At 40.3% G+C, this 12,061-nt stretch carries 12 protein-coding genes; 6 read left to right on the top strand and 6 right to left on the bottom strand.

All coding sequences use genetic code 11. The features are described from left to right. Positions 1 to 105: 105 nt before the first annotated feature. A complete protein-coding gene (locus tag J2X69_RS20155) occupies positions 106 to 1,950 on the bottom strand; it encodes a hypothetical protein (protein WP_310107397.1) in 1,845 nt (614 codons plus the stop codon). 97 nt (positions 1,951 to 2,047) lie between these two features. Here J2X69_RS20155 and J2X69_RS20160 point away from each other — a divergent pair, with 97 nt between their 5' ends. Further along, entirely contained in the window at positions 2,048 to 2,212 is a 165-nt protein-coding gene (locus J2X69_RS20160; protein WP_310107402.1) for a hypothetical protein, read from the top strand. Positions 2,213 to 2,498: 286 nt separating this feature from the next. Here J2X69_RS20160 and J2X69_RS20165 read toward each other — a convergent pair whose 3' ends face one another. Both J2X69_RS20165 and J2X69_RS20170 read right to left on the bottom strand, forming a co-directional pair. After that, positions 2,499 to 3,680, bottom strand: a complete 1,182-nt coding sequence (locus J2X69_RS20165; RefSeq protein WP_310107405.1) for an acyltransferase family protein — start codon at positions 3,678 to 3,680, stop codon at positions 2,499 to 2,501. A 70-nt stretch (positions 3,681 to 3,750) separates the two neighbouring features. Continuing rightward, entirely contained in the window at positions 3,751 to 4,902 is a 1,152-nt protein-coding gene (locus tag J2X69_RS20170) for a helix-turn-helix transcriptional regulator (RefSeq protein ID WP_310107408.1), read from the bottom strand. Positions 4,903 to 5,557: 655 nt separating this feature from the next. Between J2X69_RS20170 and J2X69_RS20175 the strand changes: the two genes are divergently transcribed. Next, a complete protein-coding gene (locus tag J2X69_RS20175) occupies positions 5,558 to 7,894 on the top strand; it encodes a GH92 family glycosyl hydrolase (protein WP_310107412.1) in 2,337 nt (778 codons plus the stop codon). Between the two features lie 200 nt (positions 7,895 to 8,094). On the opposite strand, the gene J2X69_RS20180 is transcribed toward J2X69_RS20175, so the two are convergent. Then, positions 8,095 to 9,072, bottom strand: a complete 978-nt coding sequence (locus J2X69_RS20180; protein WP_310107416.1) for a helix-turn-helix domain-containing protein — start codon at positions 9,070 to 9,072, stop codon at positions 8,095 to 8,097. A 379-nt stretch (positions 9,073 to 9,451) separates the two neighbouring features. Between J2X69_RS20180 and J2X69_RS20185 the strand changes: the two genes are divergently transcribed. From J2X69_RS20185 to J2X69_RS20200, 4 genes are read left to right on the top strand one after another with little or no spacing between them, the layout of a single operon-like run. Next, positions 9,452 to 9,877, top strand: a complete 426-nt coding sequence (locus tag J2X69_RS20185; protein ID WP_310107418.1) for an SRPBCC family protein — start codon at positions 9,452 to 9,454, stop codon at positions 9,875 to 9,877. A 6-nt stretch (positions 9,878 to 9,883) separates the two neighbouring features. Then, a complete protein-coding gene (locus J2X69_RS20190; protein WP_310107421.1) occupies positions 9,884 to 10,258 on the top strand; it encodes a DoxX family protein in 375 nt (124 codons plus the stop codon). A gap of 36 nt (positions 10,259 to 10,294) precedes the next feature. Continuing rightward, on the top strand, positions 10,295 to 10,744 hold the full coding sequence (locus J2X69_RS20195; RefSeq protein WP_310107424.1) for an SRPBCC family protein: 450 nt from the start codon (positions 10,295 to 10,297) through the stop codon (positions 10,742 to 10,744). An 11-nt stretch (positions 10,745 to 10,755) separates the two neighbouring features. Further along, the gene (locus J2X69_RS20200) at positions 10,756 to 11,160 is read left to right on the top strand and encodes a hypothetical protein (protein ID WP_310107427.1); all 405 of its coding nucleotides are present in this window, start codon (positions 10,756 to 10,758) and stop codon (positions 11,158 to 11,160) included. Here J2X69_RS20200 and J2X69_RS20205 read toward each other — a convergent pair. Further along, complete coding sequence (locus J2X69_RS20205) at positions 11,157 to 11,540, bottom strand: DUF6597 domain-containing transcriptional factor (protein ID WP_310107430.1); 384 nt, start codon at positions 11,538 to 11,540, stop codon at positions 11,157 to 11,159. The genes J2X69_RS20200 and J2X69_RS20205 overlap by 4 nt on opposite strands. Continuing rightward, positions 11,506 to 11,865 (bottom strand): hypothetical protein, encoded by a 360-nt coding sequence (locus J2X69_RS20210; RefSeq protein ID WP_310107433.1) that lies wholly within the window; start codon positions 11,863 to 11,865, stop codon positions 11,506 to 11,508. Before J2X69_RS20210 ends, J2X69_RS20205 begins: the two co-directional genes overlap by 35 nt. Positions 11,866 to 12,061: the final 196 nt, after the last annotated feature.

Consider the following 12,061-nt stretch of genomic DNA (forward strand, 5'->3'; position numbering starts at 1 on the left):
TTTGGCCAAAAGTATCTCCTCCTTCGGCCAGGCCTGCTTCGGATTATTATCCGGAAATAGGAGTCAGTGCAGGAGGTGGAAATAAAAATTCATTAAAAGCCTACCTTATTTTCGTATAATATCCGATTTTCCGACTAGATCAATGTCCCCTATCCTCAAGTTTGGACAATTTTTCACCGTGACAATCGTGTCAATTAATTTTCCTCCTTCAAATACCCCCGAGACGTTTTCTATGGTTCCGGTAGTCTCCACCAGGGTGTTTTCCCGCATCAGGAACTCCAGTTGGTTATTGATTAAAAATTCACCGCCATATGCCTCATTGCCAACAAACTGATTGGCATATCCTTTTTTAGTCCTACTGTATTCACTCGTTATTCTAAATGCAGTTTGGGTGTTATAGAATTTGTTTTTCTCTACCCTATTGCCGATCGCATGGCAAAAGTAATCGGGGGCTTCTACCCCAAAAGCTCCGAGGCTGGCCATATTCAAACCGCTCCTACCTCCGTTAACTGTGTTGCCACTAATGATAGTATGAAAGCCGCCGCCCCATAGGCTCAATGCATGCCCCGGTTGGTTGGTTCGGGGAACTACGCCATTGATCCAATTATTGGAGGCGGAACACTTGTAGAATCCGGTTACCAACGCCGCTTCTGTTCCTGCCAACGGCACGACATCGGTATCAAGAAATAGCCTGAGAGAATCGCCGAGATTGTAGGTCTCAGATTTCAATACCCTAAAATCCATATAGCAGAATTCACCACTTTCGATCACAAACAGGTAGTTTGAAGGATCGCTCAAAAAATGGGAGGTATTCACCTCTTTGTTTCTATACACTGAGCCCCTTTGTACTTCCTCGATGTAGTAGAGCTTCTCAATCTCTACCACAGTCAACCCATTATCTTTGAAAATCTTCGAGATATAGAACTTCGTAATGACAGGCAATAGCGCCAAGGAATTGGCATAAGAGTCAAACCCAACTCCTTCCTCCAAGACAGCATCAACCATATTGAGATCAAACTTAAACCCTACGGACAAAGCCTCTCTATTTGCTGATGCCTGAAAAGCGGTATTGAATCCTTTCCCGGACTTATTGCCAATCACCTCACATTTTCCCTGCACACGACTTACACGAACCCCATTGTCGGCATAGCTCGCGTTTATTTCGGAATTTCTAATACTGACACTTTTTGCGTGATCAATGTAAAACCCGGACCGCAACTGAGCGACGGTATCTATGATTACTTTTTCCGCAATAATGCTTGCGCTCAAGCTGTCTACTGTGATCGGGTTACGGCTCTTTTCGAGCGGATCAAGATTGATAGTAAGCCTTTTCAAAATCTGGTCAGCATGTCTGCTAGACTCACTGTCCACGATGATATTGATCAGTCTCAACCCTTGAACCTTGGTAGAAATCTTGTTGAATGTCTGGCTTTGGTCATTCTTAATCCCGATCAATGTGCCTTCTCCTGAAATGCTCTTGGTCTTTTGGTACCATAGGGTATTCACACCGGCACCTTGAAGCTGGATGTAAGTGCCTCGTGGGATATAAAGGTTAGTATCGGACAAATCCAACTTAAGGAAATCAGCTGTTCCGATATAACTTATTGCTGTTTCGACGGTTCTGACCCCATGCCGCACCTTGATGATCTGAACCCCATTGTCATAACATATCCAAAAACCATCTCCTTCAGGTATTGGCTGCCCGGCGTAATAGTTGCCCCGATAAGTCAGGCCTTCTATCTGCGAATCGATCGGCTGCACCCCAAGAGATTTGATGTTAACAAAATCTCCCGGAATTAGATCAGGCTCAGGATGTGGCTTTGGCCCGGGTTCGGAATCCATAGGATTAGGGTTAGGTGCGGGAATTCCTATCAACGGATCGCCCAATTTTATTTCTCCGGAGTCTTTGAATAATCCCTCTATCTCGAATATGAATTTTCGTAAGGTCATAATTTGAAAGTTTTAGGACGAAAAAGAATAATGGCCGGCATAATTAGGAAAATGAAAACCAAGATAAGCCGGTATGAAGAAGAAATTTTAAACAAATGTGATTATCCGCAATGATGTCAGGCTCCTTAGTGCCTTGGCTTATTTGGCAGGAAGACGGGAGACCGAAGACAGAAATCACCTCAATGTCCCGATGGCTATCGGGATTACCAAATCTTATGTTGCTTTTGCTTCCTTACTGGCAGAAAAGCGGATAATCATATAAACAAATTAGTTTTGTAAAAAACAATCATATCCTTAAAACTGAAACTCTGGTGGATTTTAAAGAACTCTTGATTTAGTACCGGAAAAAGCATGGCTGGAATCCCAACCCGGAAAGTCGAAATAGTCCCGGGCAGAGATATGTGTTTACTGAGGAGGGAAAGGAGTGGTTTGATTAATTTTATGGAATCGCCTTTTTTATCAGGAAGTGATGATTTCAATTAGTAAAATACTTAAAGCCAAAGGGGACATTTGCTGTCTTTCCATCCTTACCAATTTGTAATTGGCTTCTAACCTGTGGCCGTTTTTTGAAGCACTTTCTTGTCGGCTTCCAAGCTCCCTTTTCGATTTTTCGGTTCCTGATAGGGCTTGAGTCCAAAAGGAAGCCTTAACAGATTGACTTTCATAATCAAATACCGAATAAGCACATAACAAGTGGCGAAGGTTCCGATGATGATAATGCTGAATTTCTCCCCTACTGACCAGGGCATATCCTTGAGATAATAAGCCAGAATAACGATAACGGTTTGGTGAAGAACATAGAATGGGTATACCATTTCATTCAATACCTTAAGAGAATGGCTTTTCTTATTGAGATGCTGAATCGCAAACCCTAAAATGGCAATAAGCCAGCACCAGCGATTGAGTGAGATAATATACCGATACACAACTTCCCCGGCTAAAACGAATCCCCTGTTGGATAGCCAGAACTGGCTGTAGAGAATGGTTACCAGCAGAAAAGCCACTCCAAAGCTATACCACCTTAAGCGTTGGATTTTCTGCTGTAGATATTCGGAGCTTATTAATACGAAGCCTAAAATAAAAATGCTGATGTAAAGAAAATGATTTGCCCAATCATCTACGAATGCTCCGGTGGTAGGGAAAAGAGGCCTCAACCAGCTCTCCCCTATGCCGAGCCACAATCCCGGCAGCAGGATGATCATCCAACTGCTTACCCAATTAAATGAAAAGTTCTTTTGACGGATTTGATGTAGCAAAGGCAAAAAACACAAGCTGTAAGCCAGTATATAGACCAAAAACCAAAGGTGATGCCAACTGAAATTCCCATTAGGGTAAGGCTCAAATTTTAGAAAAGTCAGATAAAACTCAAAATAGCCAAATTCGGCACCCTGAGCCAAACGTTCCAAAAAAACCTGGGGCGGTACCACAAGGAATATCCCTGCTATTAGAGGGATGAGTATTCTTTTTAGACGGTCCATTACAAACATCTTTGGGCTTTTATATCCCATGGCATAATAAACCCCTGCGCCTGATATCAGGAAAATGAGAGACATTCTCCATTGACTCAGAAAGATCATAGGCCATTCAATAGCCCCGCTGATTACGTTATTTTTGATGTGCCAGTCCCAATTGACAAAAAACATCCCTGTATGAAAAAAAACAAGCAGGGCAAAGGCTATTACCCTTAGCCAATCCAATTCGTAGCGTCTTAATTTCATTTGTGTTGTCATATCTTTTTTCACAAAGAAGTGACATACAAGTGCAATCAATTAACTTTTCCGATCAGTTAGGAGTGCTACATTATAAGGTAGCACCGGAACTTTCGCCTGTTTTTCTGAATTCTCCCGGCGTGGTCCCTGTCAGTTTTTTAAAAGCCGCACTAAAAGCTGATTTTGAAAGATACCCGCTCCTCTCGGCAATTTCATCAATCTTCAGATGCCGGGTTTTCTGATCCAAGAGTAATTCCTGCGCTTTTGTTATCCTGAGTTGTCCTATATACTCAAAGAAGCTTTTGCCTATACTCTCATTAAGCACCTGTGACAAATAGTGAGGGCTTGTATTCAACCGTTTGGCCAATCCGGAAAGACTGATGGAAGGTTCAAGAAAAAAGCCTGTCAGCTCTAGCTCTTGTAACTTATTGAGGATGGCCAATTTACTTTCGTCAGTTAAGGTGGATTTTTCATATTTCAATTGAGCCGGCGGTTGAAAAAAACCTGAATCTGTCAGCATCTTATAACTGATAAAGAAAAGCAGCAAAGTGAGAAAGGAAGCTAGAAAGTGATCTCCCAGATCATTTTCAAAGCTAGACTTAACAGCTAAGTATAGCATAACCACAACAAAAAGTGATATTGACAATGCCTTAACCCAGGATAGAAAGTATGGATTGATGTGTGCACTCTCCCTGAGTTTTTTCCCCTTGTACACTGTAAGAAAAAGATACAGGATAAAATGAATAAGAGCGACAACGGTCAGGTTGCGCCTGATATGCAGTGGGTCAAATGGAAATTTGTGCACAGCGTCTATTGGTTCCCGTTCAGGGTGAAATGCCCAGAGGAACGCATTGAGCTTGACGTCATCGTTTTCCAACATAAAGGGCATATGATAAAAGAAATAAAATATAAAAGGCAAAAAGTGCAACCATTCAACCCTTCTGTACTGCTCGCCCCCCATACTTCTGACTAAAAGAAAAATCAGTGGGCCTATTGCAAATATTAAAGGTTCTGAATAGTCTACTAAAAACAATGCCCGGTACATCAATCCACTGTAACCTAAAAAAATCTCAAAAAGGATTAAAGAGCAGGATAGGACTACTATTGCAAGGATTAAATTGTGATAAGGCTGCTTTTGTTGCTTGGTAATAAGTAGTAAAAACAAAAACAGTCCTTGTACTGAGCCTGCCAAAATAATTGCCGAAAAAATATCAAAATGGAGGAATTCAAGGTTGTTTGGCATCACTTAAGCAGTTGGTTCTATATGATTTCACTTCCTAAAGTTAGAAAAAAGGGCTAATTGGCAACTTTGATTACCCATTCAATAAGGTCTTTTGACGGCAATAGGATTAAAATTCAGGATATGGGATTCCATGCTCCTTTATCAATACCCTTCTGTTTAGTTCATACGCGCTCTGCTCATTTCTATCATGGATCCCCCTCCCCTGGTAATAATCAAATCAATTTTGAATTTTGATTTTAACCATAAAGTTCATATGTTTAAACATTTAAACTTAAAAGATTGACCCAATTACTAAAGAATATTCTTGTTCAAAATCTTAAACTGGCAATGAATTAATGAGAATCCCCACATCCCCACAAAAGAACAATTTGTACTTGGTGGATAAATTCGAAAACACCTCCAAACAGGACTAATTCAAATTCAGTGCTTATACTCGCTTAATAAGCAATTCAGTTTAGTAAGTCAACTGATACAAAAGCACTTTCCATGGTAGAATGTAAAAAAGGTTCTATCTGTGGACATCCAATTGGTCGGATGCTGTGCGAAAAAAAAAGTGGAAGGGCGGCTATAACTGGCCAAGATTTGAATACCAGCCAAAAACACAGGGGAAATTAAGTGACACAATACTTAAAAAATCAATAAATCAGACAAACTCATGAGAAAACTAACAGTATCAAGTTTTTTGTTTTTCATTACTTTTTTAACTGAGGTGAATGCCCAAGAACCAATTAAATCGGTAGATCCCCTGATTGGAACCGCACATGCAAGATACTTTCATTTTGCCCCCGGTGCTATGCCTTTTGGCATGGCTAAACCTGCACCATCTACCAATGGAAGCTTAGGGAATAAAAGCGGATGGGAAGCTACGGGATATGATTTTCGTGATAGTTTCATAGAAAATTTCCCGAATTTTCATGAGTTCCAGATTGGTGGAGTAGCGTTAATGGCCACCACCGGTCCACTGCAAACCATTCCCGGAAATATGGATGATCCAAGTTCAGGATACCGCTCAAATTTTGACAGAAAAGATGAAGTTGCCGAACCGGGCTATTATAGCGTTCTTTTAAAAGACTATGGAATTAAGGCCGAACTCACTTCCACAGAAAGGGTCGCATTTCATCGCTATACATTCCCAAAAAACGAACAGTCGCACATCCTATTTGATATTGGAAATATGATGGGTGAAAGTGGTAAGGTAAAGGATGCTGAAGTAAAAATCAATCCTGACGGCACAGTTGAGGGCTATGTGATTACAGCTCCGGTATACGTGGAGAAGTATCATGCAGGTGCCGATATCAGAATGTATTTCTATGCCGTTCCGGACAAAAAGGCCCAGAAGTCTGGGGTATTCCAGGGAGAACAGATTACTACAAATGCAACAAAAATAAATGGAATATCAAGTGGCGCATTTTTTACTTATTCAACCAATCATCATGAAGCAATTGAGATAAAAATCGGCTTATCCTATACTTCTGTGGACGCTGCAAAAACAAATTACTTGGAAGAAGCTAAAGATTTAAATTTCGATTCTGCGAAGGGTAGAAATCAAAAAGCCTGGAATTCCATGTTGGGAAGAATAAAAGTTGAAGGCGGAAAAGAAGAAGACAGAACGAAGTTTTATACCGGACTTTATCATGCCCTATTGGGAAGAGGGTTAGCAAGTGATGTCACGGGAACATATCCTAAAAACGATGGTTCTGTAGGTCAGATAGCATTGGATAAGAATAGCAAGCCAATTCATCATCACTATAATACTGATGCGGTATGGGGTGCATTTTGGAACCTAACACAAGTTTGGACAATTGCCTATCCGGAATACCTTTCAGAATTTGTCAATTCCCAGCTGTTGGTTTACAAGGATTCCGGCTGGCTGGCTGATGGAATTGCTAATAGCAAGTATGTATCCGGTGTAGGAACCAATTTTGTGAGTTTGGTAATAGCAAGCGCCTACCTCCAAGGAATTAGGGATTTTGATGTTGACCTTGGTTATGAAGCTGCTTTAAAAAATGAACTGGATGGAAAAGATAGACCTCGTGGTGCCGGAAAGCTGGATGTGGATCGATTTGTTAAGAATGGCTTTATCGGACATATTGATGAATCAGACAATGAAATGCAGGAATCATGGATGTTTTCTGCCTCTCATACTTTGGAGTATTCCTTCAGTTCATATGCCGTAGGACAATTTGCAAAAGCTCTAGGTAAGATTGAAGATTATGAAAAACTCACTAAACTCTCCAATGGATGGAAGCATTTATTTGATCCTCAGCTCAAATTAATCCGTCCAAAATTTGAGGATGGGACATTTATTGAAAACTTTAATCCACGCCAAGCTTGGCGTGGATTTCAAGAAGGTAATTCTTATCAGTACACCTTTTATGTTCCCCATGATGCCAAAGGGTTAATCGATGCCATAGGTAAGGATGAGTTTAACACTAGGTTGGACAGTATATTTATTAAAGCTGAACCCTTAGAATTTGGTGGTGGTAAGACTATTGATGCATTCAGTGGTTTGGAAGGCATGTATAATCAGGGAAACCAACCGAATCTGCATGTGGCATGGTTGTTCAATTATTCCGGAAAACCATCCTTAACGCAGAAATGGGTACAGGAAATCTGCAATAAATTTTATGGAATCGAAGGTGTGCATGGATATGGATATGGACAGGATGAAGATCAGGGCCAATTGGGTGCATGGTATGTTTTGGGAGCAATAGGTTTATTTGACGTAGGCGGGCTGACAGAACCTGATGCAAAAATGGGATTATCCTCCCCTTTATTTGATAAAGTGACAATCGCTTTGAATCCTAACTACTACCAAGGAAAGGAGTTTGTTATCAAGAAAAAATCCGGTAAAGCTGCCGGAACATACATTGAGAAAATTATGCTGAACAATAAAACAGTACATGAACCTTTTATACCATTGAAATCCATCACTTCCGGAGGTGAATTAGAATTAGAAATGGGGAATACCTCAAAGGACTCTTACAAATAATCTGTTTGTGGGGAAGTCTCCCATATCATTCCCAATCCTATTTTCATCCCCTCTGGGCGTAGCCAAATCATTTATCGCAGAATTTTGCAAATCATATTGCCTCGTTGTCCGAAGAATTTGGCTAAAGCCCCATTGGGATTTTAATTTCCGGAGGAATGGGCTAAAGCCACATTCCTATTGATGGAGATCGTACTAAGATATCAAACCTCATACCCCACCCGTGCAAACTTATTTCTATACTCAATGGGAGTAAGACCGGTTATTTTTTTGAAGATATCCCGGAAGGCTTTGGTATCGGTATAGCCTACATCAAACATTATTTCGGAAACATTCTTTCTGGACGCTTCAAAGAATTTTTTGGCTGCTTCAATTCTTACTCTTTGTGTATATTCTATGGGAGTATTGTTGGTTGCGGCCTTAAATCTTCTTTCAAAGGTCCTTCTGCTCGTACTGATTAAATTTGCCAAGCATTCCACAGTTATTTTTTCTTCATAGTGCGATTCTATATAATCCTGCACTAGTTGGATTTCAGGATCCTCGTGGGATCGTTGGCCCCTGAAGATCGCAAACTGCGATTGGCTATCCCTTCCCATATCCAAAGCAAAATATTTTGAAATCATTACCGCAGTTTCCCTGTCAGAAAACTTTTCGATCAGGTACAATATTAAATTCCATAAACTACTGGCACCACCGCTGCTGTAAATATTGTCGTGCTCTGTGATGATCGCTCCATCGGCTACTTCCACCTCGGGGTATTTCCCCCTGAACTCCTCAATATGTGCCCAGTGCGTAGAGCATTTTTTACCATTCAGCAAGCCTGTTTCTGCTAACAGAAAAGCGCCGATGCACAAACTGGCAAGGCGGGCTCCGTCCGCATACAACTTTTTGAAATAAGGTATTGCTTCCAAATTAGCCTGTATCCCCTTATCTGTATCGCCAAATGTAGGGGGTATAATGAGTAAATCGGTGTGAGTCACATCCTTTAGCAACCTATCTGTTTTAATGGTGTATTCCCCATTGTTTGCCGGTACATATTCATTTAAACCCACATATTCCACCTGAAAAACAGGCTTTTTCCCAAATGTTGTTAAAAACTCATTGGCAGTATTGAAACTTCGGAACGGTGGTGTAACCGCTTCTATTACTCCATATTCAGGGACAAAGACTGAAATTTTCATCTGTTTATAATTTGATTTTTTTGGTCAGATGGAATGCCCTAGATAATCATCCCCCTGTGTGAGAAGACTTTCTCATGGGCATTTCATCTGTTTATATTTTGATTTTTAATGGTCAGATAGCCTGTCCCGTCCGCCGCGGCGAATCGGGAGAATCTCGCTAGGTGAATAATCATCCCTCTCCCGAAGCAGGTTCGGGACAAGTTGTGTGCCGTCTTCGGCATGCTCGATTTCATCGCATGTAAATTTAAAGATTTACCTAATGTAAGAATTGCCTTGTCATTATCCCCCCCTTATGTTGTCGTTTTTCCAATCTATATAACGCTCCCTCCTGTTGTAATTTTGAATCATACAATTTATCAAACAATAAAAACTAAACAACATGACACAAGTAACAAGAATTAAAGTAGAAGCCACAGTAAATGCTCCCATGGCAAAAGTTTGGGAGGCTTGGAATAATCCTGCTGATATTATGCAATGGAATAGCCCTGATCCAAGTTGGCACTGTCCAAGTAGTGAAAACGACCTGACAGTGGGTGGAAAGTTCAAGAATAGAATGGAAGCAAAAGATGGCAGTTTCGGGTTCGATTTTGAAGGCACGTATGATACCGTGGAACTGCATAAGGAAATCACCTATACTATGGGGGATGGAAGAAAGGCTACTACATTGTTTTCTGAACAAAATGGGAAAAACCTTGTAGAAACCACCTTCGATGCGGAAAACGAAAATGACCCTGAATTTCAAAAACAAGGATGGCAGGCTATTTTAAACAATTTTGTAACCTATGTTGAATCAACTAAGCAATAATCCATTATGAAAAAAAATAAAATAATCTTTTGGACGGCGACTATCATCATCCTTCTATGGGAGGGAGTAATGCCACTCGGAACTGTGCTTTTTGCACCGGGATATGTAAATGCAGGTACAAAACCGTTGGGTTACCCTGATTACTTTGCCTATGCTCTTATTTTCAGTAAAGTATTGGGAGTAATAGCTATTTCGGTACCCAGTATCCCCGCAAAGCTAAAGGAATGGGCATATGCAGGCTTGACCTTTAGTTTAATCTATGCATTTATTAGCCACGCCTGTGTAGACAAAAACATTACATATATGCTTCTGCCTATTGTGGTGTTGGGTATTCTTGCTGTTTCCTATATCTATAACCGCAAGGTTTATACTAATGGCTAAAAACAAAAAGTAAACAAACACCTAAATTTTAAAATCATGCAAAACAATACAGTTTCATTACACAGAGTAATAAAGGCGAGTCCAGAAAAGGTATTTCGCGCATTTGCAGACCCAATAGCCAACTCCTTTTGGTTTCCTCCTTATGGCTTTCTTTGCACCGTACAGGAAATGAATTTTAAGGTAGGGGAATCGTTTAAAATGACCTTTGTTAATTTCAGTACGGGAAATGGACATTCCTTTGGGGGCGAATATTTGGAAATAAAGCCCAATGAACTTATTAAATACACCGAAAGATTTGACGACCCCAACCTACCCGGAGAAATAACAACCACGATACAACTCCAAAAAGTCTCATGTGGCACTGAGCTCAACGTGCTACAGGAAGGAATTCCCGATGTTATTCCAGCCGAAATGTGCTATCTGGGCTGGCAAGAATCTCTGGAAAAATTGATCAAGCTGGTTGAACCTGAAATTCCTGATGCCTGATTTAATCAACTATGATAGCACATACTAATTACAAAGCAATGAGTGCCGTTTTTATAACATTCTCCGGAAATTGTAAAAGGGCACTCACCTTTTACCAATCTTGCTTTGGGGGCGTATTGCAAGTGAAATCTTTTGAAAAGGAATTACATGCCAATAAGGAAATTGTAGTGAGTGGATCGCTGCTTGCGGAGGGAATAACCATTCACGGTTCGGATCTGGTGCACAACGAAGGAAGGAAGGTGGGAAACTATATTTCTATTTTTTTTGGCTGCAAAGACACGAATGAAAGAAGGGAACTTATTGAAAAACTGACGGGTGACAAAAAAAAGCCTTTTGACGGGAATCATGATGACCAAAAACTGATTGAGCTAACGGATCCTTTTGATGTCCGGTGGGTGTTAGGAATTTCTGACTAGTAGCTACCTGTACTTGGTACAAAAAGCCCCCTCTCGGTGTCTATTTCTTTCAGATGTTTGATTGAGTTCTCCAAACGGCTGGAAATGTCTATAACAAATCTTTCAAAATCGCTACTTTCATAAGTGTCAATATTCCAAAAGTTTAAAGGTAAATTTTCGGTTGTATTGAGAATGGATTTTATTTTGTGCTGGAGCAAATATTCGGCTGCTAAAAGTTTGAAACGGATACCGAATATTTTTGTCGATTTAGGAATATGAACGTGAATTGGTTTTGCCCAAACTCCCGTGAGTTTTACAAGTTTTAGTGTGTGGTTTTCAAATTCTGCGATTAGGTCAAAATATCCGTCAGGAATAATGGTATGTCCAAGGCCGGTTTCCAAAGTTTCGTACTCCCAAAAACTCTCGATGAAATTTGTCAAAAATCCGCTTGGCTTTGTTTCTCTGTATTTCATTTTGGGTAGGGAAATAGCGTTGAATTAAAATGGCGTATAATTTATCTAGTGGTAATGCTTCATTTTTTTGCTTTAAGGTTCTTTCAATGTCATCAATAAATGAAAGTAATTCATCTTTTGTATGAAAACCTTCAACTTTTACATTTTCATCAGGGTTTTCCCAATCTTGAGAACCGCCAAGGCTTTCCGCACCTTCAATAGCGTTGTCAAAAGGAGCATAACTTTCGGGATTAGCTCCTGGATAGAATTTCACTCCCCATACTATCCAAGGCTTGCTTTATATTGTGAAGCAAGAATGTCTGTAACTGTTTTGTTGTCCATTTTACTTTCTGATTTTGTCGTTTGATTTACTACTGTTATTACAGGGTTGTACTGAAAACTGTTAGCACCACGATTGCTCGTTGAATAAGTATTTTCTTTCCTGCAAAATTAGAATAGCCTTATGACAG

Source organism: Algoriphagus sp. 4150 (genome assembly GCF_031457395.1).
GTDB lineage: Bacteria > Bacteroidota > Bacteroidia > Cytophagales > Cyclobacteriaceae > Algoriphagus.

What these genes read in the sequence shown, in the direction of transcription:
- J2X69_RS20155 (WP_310107397.1), bottom strand. Translation starts at nt 1,950, where the DNA reads ATGACCTTACGAAAATTCATATTCGAGATAGAGGGATTATTCAAAGAC.
- J2X69_RS20165 (WP_310107405.1), bottom strand. Translation starts at nt 3,680, where the DNA reads ATGACAACACAAATGAAATTAAGACGCTACGAATTGGATTGGCTAAGG.
- J2X69_RS20170 (WP_310107408.1), bottom strand. Translation starts at nt 4,902, where the DNA reads ATGCCAAACAACCTTGAATTCCTCCATTTTGATATTTTTTCGGCAATT.
- J2X69_RS20175 (WP_310107412.1), top strand. Translation starts at nt 5,558, where the DNA reads ATGAGAAAACTAACAGTATCAAGTTTTTTGTTTTTCATTACTTTTTTA.
- J2X69_RS20180 (WP_310107416.1), bottom strand. Translation starts at nt 9,072, where the DNA reads ATGAAAATTTCAGTCTTTGTCCCTGAATATGGAGTAATAGAAGCGGTT.
- J2X69_RS20185 (WP_310107418.1), top strand. Translation starts at nt 9,452, where the DNA reads ATGACACAAGTAACAAGAATTAAAGTAGAAGCCACAGTAAATGCTCCC.
- J2X69_RS20190 (WP_310107421.1), top strand. Translation starts at nt 9,884, where the DNA reads ATGAAAAAAAATAAAATAATCTTTTGGACGGCGACTATCATCATCCTT.
- J2X69_RS20195 (WP_310107424.1), top strand. Translation starts at nt 10,295, where the DNA reads ATGCAAAACAATACAGTTTCATTACACAGAGTAATAAAGGCGAGTCCA.
- J2X69_RS20200 (WP_310107427.1), top strand. Translation starts at nt 10,756, where the DNA reads ATGATAGCACATACTAATTACAAAGCAATGAGTGCCGTTTTTATAACA.